The organism is Acinetobacter sp. GG23 (assembly GCF_057766365.1).
Map to the genome: position 1 here is coordinate 153305 of NZ_JBYMDJ010000001.1, position 17748 is coordinate 171052.

The window sequence follows — 17748 nt, forward strand, 5'->3', positions numbered from 1 at the left end:
GTATGATCCTTATTATTGTTCTGCTGTAGAGATAATCCAGGAAGGACTTTGCTTATCTAAAAAAGCACTCAAGCCATTTTTAGCCTCTGATCCTTGGCGTACATGGGCAATATGTTGTGCGGTTTGCAGCAGTAATTCTTCAGTTAACACCTGCTGATCGACCAGTTGAATCAGTTGTTTGGATGATGCCTGTGCTTCAGGGCCACCCAAGAGCAAGGCTTGAACAATTTCATCAATCTTGCTATCCAGTTCTTCAATCGCCGTGACTTCATGCACCAGACCGATTTTTTGTGCTTGCTCGGCAGTGATGCGTTCTGCGGTTAAGAAATAGCGAGAAGCCTGACGCGCACCGATGGCACGAATTACATAAGGGCTAATGGTCGATGGCGCCAGACCTAAACGAACCTCGGAGGTGGCAAACTTGGCATCAGAGCTGGCGATACAGATATCGCAGGCAGACGCCAGACCCATGCCGCCACCAAAAGCAATCCCATGCACACGGGCAATGGTCGGTTGTTTTAAAGTCGCCAAACTTTGCAACATTTTCGCCAGTTTTAGTGCATCGGCTTCATTTTCCGCTTGCGAAGCTTGTCCGGCCTGTTTCATCCAGTTCAGATCGGCGCCAGCCGAGAAGCTTTTGCCTCGACCCGCCAAAACTACGACACGTACATCTTCACGGCTATTTAAAGCTTGAAAGCAGGCATGCAATTCTTCAATCACCTGTGTATTAAAGGCATTGTGGAGTTCAGCACGGTTAATCCAGACCGTAGTCACCTGATTCTGTTGTTCGAGCTGTAAAAATTGATAAGTCATTTTCTCACCCCTTACATGCGGAATACGCCAAATTTGGTTGGTAAAATTGGTGCATTCAGCGCCGCTGCCAGACTTAAGCCCAAGACTTGACGTGTCTGTGCAGGATCGATCACACCGTCATCCCAAAGACGCGCTGAAGCATAATAAGGATGACCTTGGCGCTCGTATTGATCACGAATCGGTTGTTTAAATTGATCTTCCTGTTCTGATGACCAGCTTTCACCTTTTTGTTCAATCTGATCGCGCTTTAAAGTAGAAAGCACGCTTGATGCCTGTTCACCACCCATCACCGAAATACGAGAATTCGGCCAAGTCCAAAGGAAGCGTGGAGAATAGGCACGACCACACATGCCATAGTTGCCGGCACCAAATGAACCGCCAATCACCAAGGTCAGTTTCGGTACATTGGCATTGGCCACCGCCATCACCAGTTTGGCGCCATTTTTGGCAATGCCTTCATTTTCATACTGGCGACCGACCATAAAGCCGGTAATGTTTTGAATAAAGAGCAGGGGAATATTGCGCTGGGTACACAGTTCAATGAAATGCGCACCTTTTTGTGCAGATTCCGAAAACAGAATGCCGTTATTGGCAATGATGCCGACTTTCATGCCAAAAAGTTCAGCAAAACCTGTGATTAAAGTCGTACCAAAGCGGGCTTTAAATTCATCAAAACGTGAACCATCGACAATACGGGCAATCACTTCACGCACATCAAAAGGCTTACGCGCATCACTGGGTACGATGCCGTACAGCTCATCTGCATTAAATAATGGCGCTTCAATTTCATCTGCGCTTTTATTGGGTTTTTTATTTAAGTTCGCCACAATATTACGGGCAATCGCAATCGCATGTTCATCGCTTTCAGCTAGATGATCAGCAACCCCTGAAAGGCGAGTATGCACATCACCGCCACCCAAGTCCTCAGAGCTGACCACTTCACCGGTCGCGGCTTTTACTAAAGGCGGGCCACCCAGGAAAATCGTGCCTTGATTACGCACAATAATGGTTTCGTCCGACATGGCAGGCACATAAGCACCCCCTGCAGTACAGCTTCCCATCACCACGGCAATTTGTGCAATGCCTTGGCCCGACATACGCGCCTGATTATAAAAAATACGGCCAAAGTGATCACGATCCGGGAACACTTCATCCTGCATCGGTAAATAAGCACCACCTGAATCGACCAGATAAATACATGGCAAATGGTTTTGTTCAGCAATCTCTTGGGCACGTAAATGTTTCTTCACCGTTAGGGGATAATAAGTGCCGCCTTTGACTGTCGCATCATTGGCCACAATCATGCAGGTGACGCCATTCACCTGACCAACTCCGGCAATCACACCCGCAGCAGGCACATCATCGGGATAGACTTGATAAGCTGCCAATTGCCCAATTTCTAAAAAGGCAGTTCCGGCATCAATCAGATGATCGACGCGTTCGCGCGGTAACAGTTTGCCGCGTGCCAAATGTTTTTCACGGGCTTTTTCACCGCCGCCTAAAGCAATCTGCTGCGCTTTTTGTTTTAAGTCATCGACCAAAACCTGCATGGCAGCTTGGTTAATTTTAAAATCTTCGCTTCGGATATTAATTCTGCTTTGTAATGTATTCATCTTCGAACTTCCTTGTTATTCAGTGTACTCACGGACCGCGATTTAAGCTGTTTCATTAAACAGTTCACGACCAATCAGCATGCGACGGATTTCAGAAGTTCCCGCACCAATTTCATAAAGTTTGGCATCGCGCCATAAACGGCCGGCTGCAAATTCGTTGATATAACCATTACCACCTAAGGTTTGAATGGTTTCACCTGCCATCCAGGTGGCTTTTTCAGCAGCATATAAAATGGCACTTGCTGCATCTTTACGTAAGCTGCGGCTATGTTCAGCCTTGTCACATTCAGCGCCCACGGCATAAACCAGCGCCTTACATGCCAGCCAGGTGGAGTACATATCGGCAATTTTGCCTTGCATCAACTGGAATTCACCGAGTGCCTGACCAAACTGTTTACGGTCATGAATATAAGGAAGTACCGTGTCAAGGCAGGCATCCATAATGCCCAGCGGACCTGCACTTAACACTGCACGTTCATAGTCCAAGCCACTCATTAAAACTTTGGTACCATTACCCACGCCACCCAGCACATTTTCTTTCGGTACTTCTACATTGTCGAAGAAAAGCGGGTAGGTGTTTGAACCGCGCATACCGAGTTTATCTAAATGCGTACCATGACTAAAACCCGGCATACCTTTTTCAACCAGAAAAGCCGTCATGCCTTTAGAACCGGCTTTCAGATCAGTTTTGGCATACACTACCAGTACGTCAGCATCGCCGCCATTGGTGATCCACATTTTTGAACCATTGAGCAGATAATGATCGCCTTTATCTTCTGCCTTTAGCTTCATGCTGACGACATCTGAGCCCGCATTAGGCTCTGACATTGCCAGGGCACCGACAAAATCACCGGAAACCAGTTTAGGTAAATACTTTTGTTTTTGTTCTTCGTTACCATTTCGCTTAATCTGGTTTACACATAAGTTAGAATGTGCACCGTAGGACAAGCCAATCGATGCTGATGCGCGTGAAATTTCTTGCATGGCAATAATATGGGCCAAATAACCAAGGTTAGTTCCACCGTATTCCTCGCTTACAGTCAGGCCAAGTAGCCCCATATCACCAAATTTTTTCCAAAGGTGAGCAGGGAATACATTGTCTTGGTCAACTTGCTGAGCAATCGGTGCAATCTCCTTTGCACAGAATGCTGCGATTGAATCTTTAAGGGCAATTAGCGTTTCATCCAAACCGAAATTTAAACTTTGTAGATTCATTTCTTCATTCATCCTGATGGTTATATTTGTTGTTCCAAAAAGCATTTTTTTGTGCTTGATTTTTACAATACAACTATTTTTTGAAAAAGTGAATATATATTCACAAAATGATTTACAATTCATTTTATCTGGTTGAGAATAAGATTATGAGTTATAAAAGATCATCATTGATGCAGGAAAGAATGGAGCAAAATCGTCAAACGATTTTGCAGTCTGCGCGTGAACTGATTGCTCAAGGGGGCTTTAAAGATGCGCAAATTCAGGCGATTGCTGATCGTGCAGGCGTATCCAGTGGGCTGGTTTATCGTTATTTCGATAACAAAAGTCAGGTGTTGATTGAAGTATTGTCAGAAGCGATTCAGTATGAAGTTCAAATTTTGAACAACATTGCTGCAAGTGATCTTTCTGCATCTGAAAAATTACACAAGGCGGTGACCACTTTTGTTAAACGTGCATTGAATAGCCCCCAACTTGCGTATTCGCTGATGTTTGAGCCTGTCGATCCTTTACTCGAACATGAGCGTTTTCGCAGCAAACAACTGATTAAACAAAGCATTAATGAAATACTTGCCGAAGGTAAAATTAATGGCGAGTTTGGATTTGAAGATTTAAATACTGCAGCCTTGTGTGTGGTGGGTGCCATGACTTTTGTGGTGATTGAACCCTTAAATCCTTCTAAAAGTGTCAGGTTTGATCAGGCGTATAAAGACTATTTTGTCAAACAGATTGCCGATTTTTGTGTGAGTGGAGTGTATTTAAAGGAGGGTGAGTGATCGGTTAAACACAAAAAATAAGGCTGTTTGGGAAAGTTGTCTGAGTCAAAACAATTAAAGTGAAAGAATCATAATTACAAAGAATCAAGGAGAGTGATTCAATGACACAAGTACGGTTAAGTTATGCCTATGGAACAAGCAGTCAGCCTTTACTTGGGATGACCATTGGTGAAAAGTTTGATCAGGCATGTCAGCAATATGCTGAACAGGATGCTGTGGTCAGTGTGCATCAAAATGTACGCTTAAGCTATAAACAGCTGCAGGATCAGGTCAATGCATTTGCATGTAGCCTGCTTCAATTAGGCTTGGAAAAGGGCGACCGGATTGCGATTTGGTCGCCCAATTGTGTGGAATGGACCATCACCCAGTTTGCAGCCTTTAAAGCCGGCATGATTCTGGTCAATTTGAATCCTGCCTATAAAAGCAGTGAACTTGAATATGTACTGAATAAAGTGTCCTGCAAGGCATTGGTGATTGCAGCGCAATTTAAAACCAGTAATTATCAGGAAATTTTGACCAAAATTGCCCCTGAACTTACCCAATCGCTAGATAAAAGACTTTCTGCAAAACGCCTGCCGCATTTACAGCACGTGATTAAAATTGATCACGAACAGCATATTGGTATTCACCGTTTTGCTGATTTACTGCCAGAACCGACAGCTGTTCAGTTAAATCAATTGCAAGCGATTGCCGCTGATTTACAGTTTGATGAAACCATTAATATTCAATTTACCTCGGGTACGACAGGTAATCCGAAAGGCACTATGCTCACGCATAATAATATTTTAAATAATGGTTATTTTGTCGGTGAAGCGATTCATTTAACCCCCCAAGATCGGGTCTGTATTTCGGTACCGTTATTTCATTGTTTCGGCATGGTAATGGGTAATTTGGCCTGTATTACCCATGGTTCAACCATGGTCTATCCATCTGCCGTGTTTAACCCGCTAGATACTCTTAAAACGATTCAACAAGAAAAATGCACCGCAGCCTATGGTGTGCCTACCATGTTTATTGCCATGCTTGAACATGAACAATTCGATGAGTTTGACCTGAGCAGCTTACGTACCGGAATCATGGCGGGCAGTCCATGTCCACGTGAAATTATGCAGCGTGTGATTGACCGTATGCATATGGCCGAAATTACAATCTGTTATGGCATGACCGAAACTGCACCGGTCAGTGCGCAAAGTTCGACTTCAGATTCGGTTGAACGCCGTGTCGGAACTGTCGGCCGTGTCCATCCACATTTGGAAATCAAGATTGTCGATGAAAATGGCAAAGTGGTACCGCGTGGAAAACTGGGGGAACTGTGCGTACGCGGCTATTCGGTCATGCTGGGTTATTGGGAAGACAACGACAAAACTCAGGAAGTGATAGATGTTGCCAAGTGGATGCACACCGGTGATATTGCCGAAATGGACGAAGATGGCTTTGTAAAAATTAAAGGCCGAATTAAAGATGTGGTGATTCGCGGTGGTGAAAATTTATTTCCGAAAGAGATCGAAGACTTTTTATATACGCATCCCGATGTTTCAGATGTACAAGTTATTGGGCTGCCAGATCCAAGATATGGCGAAGAACTGTGTGCCTGTATTATTCTGCATGAGCATCATCAGGTCAATGAAGAAGCAATTCGGCAGTATTGTGCAGAGCATATCTCGCACAATAAAATACCGCGATATGTGCGCTTCTTTACCGAATTTCCAATGACTGCTTCAGGCAAGGCGCAAAAATTTAAATTGCAGGAATTGATGCGCCAAGAGTTGCAACTGGAAGATATCGCTTAATCTTGATTCAAGATTGGCTAGCCATCGTCTGCCTACCTCCCGATATTAATCAATAATGGGAGAGGCCGAGATCAAAATATTAGAAAATATTCATGATGATTAAAACTCATTAATAAGGATAAATCCCAATAAAAAGCGACTTAATAAAGTCGCTTTTTTAAATATGTCAGTCAGAATTAATTTACGCGAACCCAGGTTTGGTTACGTCCTAAAGCAGAAATCCCAATATACCCACGACCCGCTAAAGTTTTACCATCTTGAGATAGCTTGGCATTAAAACTATATGTTTTACCATTCTTCGGGTCGGTAATTTTTCCGCCATCATACATATTGTTTGCAGTATTTTTTAGACCTGAGACAATCTGTATACCTTTAAGGGGTTTGTTATGGAATTTACCCGCACATTTTGTACATTTTTCACTTTCACTCGCCTCCAGTACATCCACAATTTTTGCAGAGAGCACACCGTTAGACGTTTCAGTAAATTGCACAACCGATAATGGCTTTTTAGTCACATCATCAATGGTTTTCCATTTGGTACCATGTAAGGGATCGGAAGCTAGAGCTAGGCTAGAGACTAGAGATAGTCCTAATACGCTTAGAGTTGTTTTTATCATCATTAGACCTCAACTGATTTGAGTAAGTTTTTCTTTAAAACTAATAGAAGTTATAGATTATACATACAGAGCTTCTATTCGGAAAACATGTATTGAAGTACTATGTTCTGTCAGCATTATGATAAATAAAATAGTATTTATTATGGATTTTTCATATATTTGTGTTTTTCTTATTTTCAATTTAAAACTGATCACCAAATGAATAGGATGTTAAATTCTCAATCATCAATTCACTTTCATATTGAATAAAAATTTATTTTATATCAAGTTCATAGAATATAATTATAGATTCAAATTGAATAGCATTACCTAGAGAAAAGTTTGGTAATAAACATCGAAAAACAGTGTAGGTTCAAAGTTTTTTGTCAGGTTTAATTAAAAAGTTTTATAGAGCTCATAAATTTTTATTTCTAAATTATCCAAAAACACTAGAAAGCTATTTTTAATCTGAGCCTCCTAGAAGGCTCAGATTACCTAAAAAAATAAATGAAGGCGTTATTCGAACGTCTACATTGTGAGTAAAACAATATTCATGCATTTTTATAGGATGCCAAACATTGTTTTTCCAACCATCCCCAAATTACATATTCGGATAGTTTGGTCCACCACCGCCTTCCGGCGTTACCCAGGTGATGTTCTGAGAGGGATCCTTGATGTCACAGGTCTTGCAGTGTACACAGTTGGCTGCATTGATCTGAAAACGTTTCGAACCGTCATTATTTTCCATGATTTCATAAACCCCCGCCGGACAGTAACGCTGAGCAGGCTCATCCCATTTCGGCAGGTTGACGTTGACTGGAATTGAAGCATCGGTCAGCTTCAAATGCGCCGGCTGGTTTTCTTCATGTACCGTGTTGGACACAAACACCGAAGACAGACGGTCAAAGGTCAGCTTGCCATCCGGTTTTGGATAGTTCGGCTTAAAGTTCGCCGCATCGACGGTTTTCAATGCACCGAAATCCTGTACCAGATCATGCAAGGTAAATGGCACTTTAAATACGTTCTGATCGATAAAGTTAAATGCACCCCCCATCCATTGGCCAAACTTGTGCATCGCCGGGCCAAAGTTGCGCGAGTTATACAGCTCTTCTTTCAGCCAGCTGTTGTTAAACTTGTCTGTATACGCAGTAAGTTCTTTAGCGAAGAAGTCTTCACCCTCGCTCACACGTGCAACAGCGAGATCACCACCTTTTTCTACACCGGATTGAATTGCTTCAAACACCGCTTCACCACACAACATGCCGGATTTCATCGCGGTATGTGAACCCTTGATCTTGGCAAAGTTCAGGAAGCCTGCATCATCACCAATTAAAGAGCCGCCCGGGAAAGTAAACTTCGGTAGCGAGTTAAAGCCGCCTTTGGTTACGGCACGTGCGCCATAAGAAATCCGCTTGCCACCCTCTAGATACTGCTTGATTAAAGGATGGGTTTTCCAGCGCTGCATTTCCATGAATGGATACATGTGCGGGTTGGTGTAGGACAGATCCACGATCATGCCCAAGGTCACCTGATTATTTTCAGCGTGGTATAACCACCAGCCGCCTGAAGAACCGGTTTCAGCAAGAGGCCAGCCCGCACCGTGCATCACCAGACCCGGTTTGTGTTTGGCCGGATCAATTTCCCAAAGCTCTTTAATCCCGATCCCGTAGTGCTGTGGATCGGCATCTTTATCCAGGTTGTATTTTGCAATCAGGCGTTTACCTAAATGACCCCGGCAGCCTTCAGCAAAAAGGGTGTATTTGGCATGCAGTTCATAACCCGGAGTAAAGTTATGTGTCGGTTCGCCATCTTTACCGATACCCATGTCACCAGTTTGAATGCCTTTTACCGTTCCATCCGCATGGTACAGAATTTCAGACGCAGCAAAGCCCGGGAAGATTGACACTTCCAGCTCTTCGGCTTTGGTGCCTAACCAGCGCACCACGTTACCGAGCGAGATGACATAGTTGCCATCATTGTGCATGGTTTTTGGCACCATCCAGTGCGGTGCTTCTTGTGATTTTTCATCTGACAGCAGGAAGAAAGTTTTGTCTTCTGTTACAGGCACATTTAAAGGTGCGCCTTGTTCTTTCCAGTCAGGGAACAACTCATTCATGGCGCGCGGTTCAAGTACTGCACCCGACAGAATATGTGCACCGACTTCAGAGCCCTTTTCCACGACACAAACGGACAGATCGTTTAGATTGTTTTCAATTGCAAGTTGGCGAATTTTGATCGCTGCAGAAAGACCCGCAGGGCCTGCGCCTACGATAACGACGTCAAACTCCATTGCTTCTCTGATAATATCTTCCATTATATAAAATCCTATTTCGCTTAGCGGTATTTTAGCAAATAATGGTTCATTTTAAAAGCTCATCTGGCTTTTAAATCTGTATAAAAAAGCCTCATAAGAGGCTTTTTCAGATATTTAAAGCATTAAGATTTTTGAGGGTCGTATTGCTTTTCTTTGATGAACAGCGCAGGAATTACACCACAAATAAAGTATGCAGCACCCATCACCAGGAAGCCAAGGCCAATAGACCCCCCACTTGCAAGGTAACCAATAATTGCTGGTGCAATTGCGGCACCTAAGCGACCCACATTGTAAGCGCCGCCGATGGCTGTACCGCGTACGGCTGTCGGGAAACTTTCAGTCATGTAAGTTGCATTTACACCGTATGGAATACCGTATAAGAAACCGAAGATGACCAATAGATAAAGAATATTTTCTGGCGAATTATAAAACACGATTAACGGTAGGAAGATGGCTGTACCTACAGCACCGAATGCATAAGTGAAACGTCGCCCAACTTTGTCTGCCATATATCCAGCAAGGACTTTACCCAAGATCATTGCGGTATAGGTACCTACCATATAAGCCGTCATTTCTTTAAACTTCATACCCAATTCGCTTTCGAGGTATGTCGGCATCCAGTTGTTTACACCATAGTAACCAAATTGTAGGAAACCAGCTGTTAACGCCCAAAGAATGAACATGTTGCGATTTTTCTTGTCTTGAAAAATCATTTTCCAAGTCGATTCGGCAGGTTTGTCTGTTAATTCAACCTTCTTGAAACGATTCTCTTGCCATGCAGCAGGTTCTGGTACCATAAAATGCATCAGAATCGCCAAACCAACCGGGATTGCAGCCACATAAAACAACATGCGCCAGCCATGGTCTGGAATTAACCAGCCTGCAAGTAAAGTTGCGACAATATAACCGACCGTCCAGCCTGCTTGGAGTGTACCCAATACTGTTGTACGGTATTTTGTCGGAACATACTCGGCCATGAGGGTATTAGAGGCAATATATAAAGAGCCCAAACCTAATGAAGCGAAGAAACGCAAAGTACCAAATTCGACAAATGATCGCGTAAAACCAAGACCGCAAGTCAACACAGAAAATAATAAAATAGAAATAACAACAGTACGGACGCGTCCGAATTTGTCACATGCCCATCCACCAAAAATACCACCAATCGCCATACCTGCCAGAGTAAAGCTTCCAAGCATCCCAGCTTCGACCGATGTTAATCCGAACTCAGCTTTAATACTGCTTAAGCTATAAGATAAAAGCATTAAGTCAGCGCCATCAACCAATAAGGCCAAGAACGCAAATACAAATGCAATTTTCCATGTATTCGGATTAATTTTGGATAAAGTATTAACAGCCATAATCCATTACCTTATAAAAAAGGCTGAGTCGCAAGGAGAGTGACCCAGCCAAACTGTTAACGCGTAGCTTCTTTAATCATGTTACGCGCAATAATTACTTGTTGAATTTGAGTGGTACCTTCGTACAAACGGAATAAACGGACATCACGGTAGAAACGTTCAATCGCATATTCGCTGATGTAACCTGCGCCACCATGGATCTGCACACCACGATCTGCCACACGGCCACACATTTCTGTAGCAAACATTTTTGCGCATGACGCTTCAGTGCTGACATTTTTGCCTGCATCACGTAGACGCGCCGCATCAAGCACCATGCATTTAGCTGCATAAATTTCAGCTTTTGAATCGGCCAACATGCCCTGAATCAACTGGAAATTAGCAATTGCTTGACCAAATTGCTTACGTTCAACCGCATATTGAAGCGAATCATCTAGCATGCGTGTTGCTGCGCCAACGCTCAGTGCTGCGATATGAATACGGCCTTTATCAAGCACTTTCATTGCAGTTTTAAAACCAACGCCTTCCACACCACCAATTAAAGCAGATGCTGGAATACGGCAGTTTTCAAAAATCACGTCACAGGTATGTGCGCCTTTTTGGCCCATTTTCTTGTCACGTTTACCAAGAGAAATACCAGGCGTTTTGCTGTCGACAATAAATGCAGAAATAGCAGCTGAACCTTTCAACTCAAGATTGGTACGTGCCATTACCGTGAAAGCACCTGCATGAGGCGCATTGGTAATAAAGCGTTTGGTACCATTCAAGATGTATTCATTGCCATCTTTTACTGCAGTTGTTTTTAAAGATGCAGCATCAGAACCAGAATCCGGTTCGGTTAAGCAGAATGAACCAATAATTTCACCGCTGGCTAAGCGAGGCAGGAAATATTGTTTTTGTTCGTCTGTACCATCAATGATTAGACCTGAAGCACCGATACCATTGTTGGTACCAATAAGCGAACGGAAAGCAGGAGAGGTACGGCCTAATTCAAAGGCAATATAAACCTCTTCTTCCATAGTTAGGCCAAGACCTTCATATTCTTCAGGAATTGTTAAACCAAACAATCCTAACTCTTTCATTTGCTGAACGATTTCTGCAGGAATTTCGTCTGTTTCAGCAACGAGTTCTTCATTTGGGATTAATACACCTTCAACAAATTGACGAATCATATCGACTAATTGGTCTAAGGTTTCCTGATCGCGAATCATGTCCTAACTCCGTTTTTAGGATTAACAGCTTGTTTTTTCAATCAATAAAATTGAACAAGATGTAGTCACTAAGCTAAATTTATCCGGATACTAATCAAAAAAGATTACTTGCACAATATATACGAAAGTATATTTCGCACTGCGGTATCTAATATTTATTAAAATTAAAACTTTAAGTTATTGTTATTTAAGTAAAATTTGTCTTTATCGTCTCTATTAATTATTTTTGATATGAAAAAATTTGATTTAAAACTGAGTCAAACTTATGTATATTACAATTAATATACCGCTGTGCGAAATGTGAAGATTATGGAAAGCACCCAAATATTAAAACTTACCCTTCAAGAAGATGGCGTGGCGCTTGTAGAAATACATCGACCTGAAGCAAGAAATGCACTGAATCTGGAATTACGTCAAGCACTTTCAGAAACTTTTCAAGCGCTGAACCAGAATCCCGCGGTACGCGCGATTGTGATTACTGGCGGAGAGAAAGTTTTTGCGGCAGGTGCTGACATTAAAGACTTCACCACTGCAACCACAGCGCAAATGTATTTACGCCATACCGAACAGTACTGGCAAAGTCTGGTTGATTGCAGCAAACCGATTATTGCAGCGGTCAATGGCTATGCCTTGGGTGGCGGTTGTGAACTGGCAATGCATGCCGATATCATTATTGCCGGCCAGTCGGCTAAATTTGGTCAGCCTGAAGTGAAACTCGGCCTGATGCCGGGCGCGGGCGGTACTCAACGTTTACTGCGTGCCATTGGTAAATTCAAAACCATGCTGCTGGTGTTGTCGGGTAAATTTATTAGTGCTGAAGAAGCCAGCCAAATGGGCTTGGTCTCTGAAGTGGTTGAAGATGAAAACACCATCAGCCACGCACTTGAGATTGCAAAAACCATCGCAGGTTTCTCTCCAATTGCAGTTCAGCAAATTAAAGAAGTGACCAATTTGGGTCAGGACTTGTCTTTGCAAGGCGCGCTGACTTTAGAACGTAAAGCCTTCCAGATTCTATTTGACACCAAAGATCAAAAAGAAGGCGTGAATGCATTTTTTGAAAAACGTCCTGCACAGTACACGGGAGAATAAGACATGACCATTCAATCTATGGCGTTGATCGGTACTGGTGTAATGGGTATGGGCATTGCGCAAATAGCTGCACAAGCCGGCGTGGAAGTTCGTTTATTTGATGCCAAAGCCGGTGCTGCCGAGGCGGGTTTAGCCAAACTCCAAGGCATATTGGAAAAACTTCAGGCTAAAGGCAAATTCACTGAACAAGTGCTGAATGAAACCTTGGCACGTTTTAAAATTTTAGACAGCATTGAACAAATTGCAGGTGTGGACATGGTGGTTGAAGCCATCATTGAAAACATTGAGATCAAGCAAAGCTTGTTTAAACAGATTGAAGCCATTGTTGCGCCTAGCACGATTTTAGCCACCAATACATCTTCACTGTCTGTAACCGCGATTGCATCAAATCTTGAGCATCAAGAGCGTATGGCGGGTTCCCACTTTTTTAATCCTGTGCCTTTGATGAAAATTGTCGAAGTGATTGCCGGCTTGGCCACCGATGAACAGGTGATTGCCGAATTGCTTGAACTGGCACAGCGTATGGGCCATTTCGGTGTACGCACCAAAGACACACCGGGATTCATCGTCAACCATGCCGGCCGTGCATACGGTACAGAAGCACTAAAAGCACTCGGTGAAGGGGTTGCATCAGTTTCAGACATTGACCGTATTTTACGTGACGGTATGGGTTTCCGTATGGGGCCGCTTGAGTTATTTGACTTAACTGCGCTTGATGTATCGCATCCGGTAATGGAATCGATCTTTAACCAGTACTATCAAGAAGACCGTTATCGTCCACACCCTTTAACCCGTCAAATGTTGGCCGGTAAAAAAGTCGGTCGTAAAGTCGGTGAAGGTTTCTATAAATATATTGATGGCAAGAAAACCAACGAAGCACCGTTACAAGTTGTTCCGGCAGTCAACCACTTTAATGCGGTGTGGATTGCGGCAGATCGTGAACAAGATGTCAGCGTTTTACGTGATTACATCCGCGCGCAAGGCTTGGTGTTGGACAGTGCAGAACAACCTGCGGCAGACAGCCTCATTATACTTGCTACTTATGGTGAAGACAGCACTACGGCTGCTTTACGTTTGGGCGTAGATGCAGTGCGTGTGGTGTCGATTGATCTGCTGACTGATTTTGACAAGCACCGCACGCTCATGCCATCCATTGTGACTGCGAAAAATTACATCGATCAGGCGCATGCGATATTTGCTAAAGATGGACAGAGCGTGACCGTGATTGCAGAAAGTGTCGGCTTCGTTGCACAGCGTGTCTTGGCAATGGTAGTGAACCTGGCGTGTGATATTGCACAGCAGCAAATTGCCACGGCTTCTGATATCGATAAAGCAGTGAAACTGGGTCTGGGTTATCCGCATGGTCCAATTTCATGGGGCGATGTATTGGGTAGCGATCGCATCCTGTTGATTATAGAGCGAATTTATGCCAATACTGGTGATCAGCGCTACCGTCCAAGCCCATGGCTGAAACGTCGTGCACAATTGAATTTATCTTTACTTCACAGCGCAGCTGTTTAAGCGAGTCAAAAGGAATCTCCTATGTTAAATGCCTATATTTATGATGGCGTACGTACTGCATTTGGTCGTCATGCCGGTCAGCTTGCCACGATTCGTCCGGACAATCTGGCTGCACATGTGATCAAGGCTTTGCTTGAAAAGCATAATTTACCCAACAATATTTATGATGATGTGATTTTAGGCAACACCAATCAGGCTGGTGAAGACAGCCGTAACATCGCGCGTCATGCTGCATTGCTTGCAGGTTTGGATGTCAAAACCCCGGCACAAACCGTAAACCGTCTCTGTGCATCAGGTTTGGCATCTGTAATTGATGCAGCACGTGCCATTAGTTGTGGCGAAGGCGACATTTTTATCACCGGTGGTGTTGAATCCATGTCACGCGCACCTTTTGTCTTTGCCAAGTCCGAAAAAGCCTTTGGTCGTGATTTTAAAGTCTTTGATTCAGCAATCGGTGCACGTTTCCCGAACCCTGCGATTGAAAAGCAGTTTGGTGATGACACCATGCCAAAAACTGGTGACAACGTGGCGGTTGAATACGGCATCACGCGTGAAGATGCGGATACGTTCGCGGCAGCATCGCAAACCAAATATGAAGCAGCCAAACAGGCCGGTTTCTTTGATGGTGAAATTGTCGGCATCGAAGTGCCTCAAGGCCGCGAATTAGCGCCTAAATTAGTCGCAATTGATGAGCATCCACGCCCATCGTCTAATATGGAAGCTTTGCAAAAACTGAAACCATTGTTTGAGGGCGGCGTAGTTACTGCCGGGAATGCTTCAGGCGTGAACGATGGTGCAGCAGTATTGTTGATTGGTTCACAGCAGGCTGAGCAAACCTTGGGCTTTAAGCCGATTGCCAAGATTTTGGCATCGGGTGCAGCCGGGATTGAACCACGTATTATGGGTGCAGGTCCGGTTGATGCCATCAAGCTGGCCCTCAAACGTGCTAACCTGACTTTGGCTGATATGGACATCATCGAGATCAATGAAGCTTTTGCCTCTCAAGTGTTGGCATGTCTTCAAGGTTTAGACGTTGCTTTGGACGATCCACGTGTCAATCCAAATGGTGGGGCGATTGCAGTCGGTCATCCATTGGGGGCATCGGGCGCTCGCCTGGCTTTATCAACGGCACGTGAACTACAACGCAGCGGCAAAAAATATGCTGTGATCAGTCTATGTATTGGTGTGGGACAAGGTCTCGCAATGGTTATTGAACGTGTATAAAGGGAAAGACACATGGGTGCATTAGAGGGTATTCGCGTACTGGATTTAAGCCGCGTACTTGCAGGTCCTTGGTGTGGTCAAATCTTGGCGGATTTAGGCGCAGAAGTGATTAAAGTTGAACGTCCAAAAACGGGTGATGACACTCGTTTATGGGGTCCACCTTGGATGAAGAATAATCAAGGTGAGGACACACGTGAAGCGGCTTATTACCAATCTACGAACCGAAATAAACTTTCCGTTGCGATTGATATTTCGACCGCTGAAGGTCAGGAACTGGTCCGCGCTTTAGCTACAGACTCTGATGTAGTGATTGAAAATTATAAAGCCGGCTCGCTGAAAAAGTACGGACTGGATTACGATAGTTTAAGTGCCATTAACCCAAAACTGGTCTATTGCTCAATTACCGGTTTTGGTCAAACCGGACCACGTGCACCGGAACCGGGTTATGACTTTATCATCCAAGGTATGGGCGGGTTAATGTCTGTGACTGGTGAAAAAGATGACTTGCCAGGCGGTGGTCCTCAAAAAGTAGGTGTGGCCTTTGCTGATCTAACCACGGGTCTGTATTCAACCATTGCCATTCAAGCAGCGTTGTTAAATCGTACCATTACTGGCTTAGGTCAACACGTTGATATGGCATTGCTTGATGTACAAGTGGCAACGCTTGCTAATCAAGGCATGAACTATTTAGCGTCAGGCAAAGTGCCAGGGCGCTATGGTAATGCGCATGCCAATATTGTGCCTTACCAAGTGTTTAAAGCAGCAGACCAAGACTTTATTATTGCTTGCGGCAATGACAAACAATTTGTGGCATTAAGCAATGCGATTGGTTTGCCTGATTTACCTAACGATCCACGCTTTACCACTAACGCACTGCGGATTAAACACCGCAGTGAAATTGGCGAGTTATTATCTGCGCATTTCCTTGGCGATAATGCAAAACATTGGGTTGAAGTGATTCATGCGGTGAAAGTACCGGTTGGATTGATTAATAACCTTGAACAAGCTTTTGAAGAACCGCAAGTGAAAGCCCGAGATATGCTGGTTGAAATGCAACATCCTTTAAAAGATAAGCTGAAAGTAATTGGTTCCCCAATCAAACTTTCTCGTACTCCAGTGGAATACAAGAAGGCACCGCCAATGCTGGGTGAACATACCAATGAAATTTTGGCGCGGGTAGCGGATGCTGAAAAATTAGCAGAACTGCGAAGCAAAGGTATTATTGGTTAATCCATCTTAAAAGCTTTATTAAAATGAATAAAGAAGCAACTTTTACAAGTTGCTTCTTTGCTATTAATAGGATATTTATATTATAATTTTCGCAATGCGAAACAGAATTAAAGAAATTAGGCCATTTAAATGACTGAAGTGACAGAATCGGAACAAGCGGAGAAGCTATTAGCTCCTTTACGACATGAACTCCTGGATCCTATTGAGGATATGCAGGATGAAAATGATCGTCAATACATTACCGCTCTTGCCCGTGGTTTGGAACTGTTACGTTGTTTTACTCCAAAACATCAACATTTAGGTAATCAAGAACTGTCTCAAATGACGGGTTTGCCGAAACCGACCATTACTCGGTTAACTCATACACTGTCACGTTTGGGGTATTTAAAACAAGTATCAAACTCAAGTAAATTTCAACTGTCTGTTGGCGTGCTCTCATTTGGTTATTCGATGTTGTCGAATCTTTCAATCCGTTCGATTGCTCATCCATACATGAAAGAATTAGCAGATTATGCAGGTGCAGCCGTTGCAATGGCAACTCGTGACCGCTTAAACATGATTTACTTAGATGTCGTGCAAGGCAAGGGTAGTGTTACTATGCGACGCCAAGTCGGTACCTATTTACCCATTCATTTAAGTTCTGTTGGTCGTGCATGTTTGGCAGCTATGCCAGAAGATGAGCGTGAATTTTTACTCAATGCCATTCGCACCAAACACAAAGAAGACTGGATAAAAATAAATCGTGAGTTAGATAAGGCTTTTAAAGATTATCAAGATTTTGGATATTGCTTCTCGGTCGGTGACTGGCATAAAGATGTGAATTCAGTGGCTGTACCTTATTATCACGATCAACATGGATTACTGGTATTTAACTGTGGTGGGCCAAGCTTTATTTTAAGCCGTGAAAAGCTGGAAGATGAAATCGCTCCGCGTTTAGTGCATATGGTAAATAACATTCGTACAGATTTTGGCTAATGGATATTAAGACGCTATACCTA

The 17748-nt window shown here is 43.6% G+C and carries 14 protein-coding genes; 7 read left to right on the forward strand and 7 right to left on the reverse strand.

Features of this window, described 5'->3' with window-relative positions; all coding sequences use genetic code 11:
• Nucleotides 1–12: 12 nt before the first annotated feature.
• The 3 genes from AC3CAU_RS00765 to AC3CAU_RS00775 are packed head-to-tail and all read right to left on the reverse strand — an operon-like array spanning nucleotide 13 to nucleotide 3641.
• The gene (locus tag AC3CAU_RS00765; RefSeq protein ID WP_131218005.1) at nucleotides 13–813 is read right to left on the reverse strand and encodes an enoyl-CoA hydratase/isomerase family protein; all 801 of its coding nucleotides are present in this window, start codon (nucleotides 811–813) and stop codon (nucleotides 13–15) included.
• An 11-nt stretch (nucleotides 814–824) separates the two neighbouring features.
• Nucleotides 825–2426, reverse strand: a complete 1602-nt coding sequence (locus AC3CAU_RS00770) for a carboxyl transferase domain-containing protein (RefSeq protein WP_447053052.1) — start codon at nucleotides 2424–2426, stop codon at nucleotides 825–827.
• 42 nt (nucleotides 2427–2468) lie between these two features.
• On the reverse strand, nucleotides 2469–3641 hold the full coding sequence (locus tag AC3CAU_RS00775; RefSeq protein WP_131218009.1) for an isovaleryl-CoA dehydrogenase: 1173 nt from the start codon (nucleotides 3639–3641) through the stop codon (nucleotides 2469–2471).
• A gap of 146 nt (nucleotides 3642–3787) precedes the next feature.
• On the opposite strand from AC3CAU_RS00775, the gene AC3CAU_RS00780 reads away from it, so the two are divergent.
• A complete protein-coding gene (locus tag AC3CAU_RS00780) occupies nucleotides 3788–4414 on the forward strand; it encodes a TetR/AcrR family transcriptional regulator (RefSeq protein ID WP_447053053.1) in 627 nt (208 codons plus the stop codon).
• 101 nt (nucleotides 4415–4515) lie between these two features.
• Nucleotides 4516–6204: an AMP-binding protein gene (locus AC3CAU_RS00785; RefSeq protein ID WP_447053054.1), complete on the forward strand. Its 1689-nt coding sequence runs from the start codon at nucleotides 4516–4518 to the stop codon at nucleotides 6202–6204.
• 176 nt (nucleotides 6205–6380) lie between these two features.
• On the opposite strand, the gene AC3CAU_RS00790 is transcribed toward AC3CAU_RS00785, so the two are convergent.
• The 4 genes from AC3CAU_RS00790 to AC3CAU_RS00805 form a co-directional block, all read right to left on the reverse strand.
• Nucleotides 6381–6818, reverse strand: a complete 438-nt coding sequence (locus AC3CAU_RS00790; protein WP_447054313.1) for a DUF2147 domain-containing protein — start codon at nucleotides 6816–6818, stop codon at nucleotides 6381–6383.
• Between the two features lie 583 nt (nucleotides 6819–7401).
• Nucleotides 7402–9114 (reverse strand): electron transfer flavoprotein-ubiquinone oxidoreductase, encoded by a 1713-nt coding sequence (locus tag AC3CAU_RS00795; protein ID WP_488368404.1) that lies wholly within the window; start codon nucleotides 9112–9114, stop codon nucleotides 7402–7404.
• Nucleotides 9115–9236: 122 nt separating this feature from the next.
• Nucleotides 9237–10475, reverse strand: a complete 1239-nt coding sequence (locus tag AC3CAU_RS00800; protein WP_447053056.1) for an MFS transporter — start codon at nucleotides 10473–10475, stop codon at nucleotides 9237–9239.
• A 56-nt stretch (nucleotides 10476–10531) separates the two neighbouring features.
• The gene (locus tag AC3CAU_RS00805; RefSeq protein WP_447053057.1) at nucleotides 10532–11686 is read right to left on the reverse strand and encodes an acyl-CoA dehydrogenase family protein; all 1155 of its coding nucleotides are present in this window, start codon (nucleotides 11684–11686) and stop codon (nucleotides 10532–10534) included.
• A 300-nt stretch (nucleotides 11687–11986) separates the two neighbouring features.
• On the opposite strand from AC3CAU_RS00805, the gene AC3CAU_RS00810 reads away from it, so the two are divergent.
• The 5 genes from AC3CAU_RS00810 (at nucleotide 11987) to AC3CAU_RS00830 (ending at nucleotide 17725) form a co-directional block, all read left to right on the forward strand.
• Complete coding sequence (locus tag AC3CAU_RS00810) at nucleotides 11987–12775, forward strand: enoyl-CoA hydratase (protein WP_447053058.1); 789 nt, start codon at nucleotides 11987–11989, stop codon at nucleotides 12773–12775.
• Nucleotides 12776–12778: 3 nt separating this feature from the next.
• The gene (locus AC3CAU_RS00815) at nucleotides 12779–14296 is read left to right on the forward strand and encodes a 3-hydroxyacyl-CoA dehydrogenase (RefSeq protein WP_447053059.1); all 1518 of its coding nucleotides are present in this window, start codon (nucleotides 12779–12781) and stop codon (nucleotides 14294–14296) included.
• Between the two features lie 21 nt (nucleotides 14297–14317).
• Nucleotides 14318–15520, forward strand: a complete 1203-nt coding sequence (locus AC3CAU_RS00820) for a 3-oxoadipyl-CoA thiolase (RefSeq protein WP_131218025.1) — start codon at nucleotides 14318–14320, stop codon at nucleotides 15518–15520.
• A 12-nt stretch (nucleotides 15521–15532) separates the two neighbouring features.
• Nucleotides 15533–16750: a CaiB/BaiF CoA transferase family protein gene (locus tag AC3CAU_RS00825; protein ID WP_447053060.1), complete on the forward strand. Its 1218-nt coding sequence runs from the start codon at nucleotides 15533–15535 to the stop codon at nucleotides 16748–16750.
• A 129-nt stretch (nucleotides 16751–16879) separates the two neighbouring features.
• Nucleotides 16880–17725, forward strand: a complete 846-nt coding sequence (locus tag AC3CAU_RS00830; RefSeq protein WP_447053061.1) for an IclR family transcriptional regulator — start codon at nucleotides 16880–16882, stop codon at nucleotides 17723–17725.
• Nucleotides 17726–17748 lie beyond the last annotated feature (23 nt).

Coding starts and splice junctions, on each gene's coding strand:
- AC3CAU_RS00765 (WP_131218005.1), bottom strand. CDS start 813: ATGACTTATCAATTTTTACAGCTCGAACAACAGAATCAGGTGACTACG.
- AC3CAU_RS00770 (WP_447053052.1), bottom strand. CDS start 2,426: ATGAATACATTACAAAGCAGAATTAATATCCGAAGCGAAGATTTTAAA.
- AC3CAU_RS00775 (WP_131218009.1), bottom strand. CDS start 3,641: ATGAATCTACAAAGTTTAAATTTCGGTTTGGATGAAACGCTAATTGCC.
- AC3CAU_RS00780 (WP_447053053.1), top strand. CDS start 3,788: ATGAGTTATAAAAGATCATCATTGATGCAGGAAAGAATGGAGCAAAAT.
- AC3CAU_RS00785 (WP_447053054.1), top strand. CDS start 4,516: ATGACACAAGTACGGTTAAGTTATGCCTATGGAACAAGCAGTCAGCCT.
- AC3CAU_RS00795 (WP_488368404.1), bottom strand. CDS start 9,114: ATGGAAGATATTATCAGAGAAGCAATGGAGTTTGACGTCGTTATCGTA.
- AC3CAU_RS00800 (WP_447053056.1), bottom strand. CDS start 10,475: ATGGCTGTTAATACTTTATCCAAAATTAATCCGAATACATGGAAAATT.
- AC3CAU_RS00805 (WP_447053057.1), bottom strand. CDS start 11,686: ATGATTCGCGATCAGGAAACCTTAGACCAATTAGTCGATATGATTCGT.
- AC3CAU_RS00815 (WP_447053059.1), top strand. CDS start 12,779: ATGACCATTCAATCTATGGCGTTGATCGGTACTGGTGTAATGGGTATG.
- AC3CAU_RS00820 (WP_131218025.1), top strand. CDS start 14,318: ATGTTAAATGCCTATATTTATGATGGCGTACGTACTGCATTTGGTCGT.
- AC3CAU_RS00825 (WP_447053060.1), top strand. CDS start 15,533: ATGGGTGCATTAGAGGGTATTCGCGTACTGGATTTAAGCCGCGTACTT.
- AC3CAU_RS00830 (WP_447053061.1), top strand. CDS start 16,880: ATGACTGAAGTGACAGAATCGGAACAAGCGGAGAAGCTATTAGCTCCT.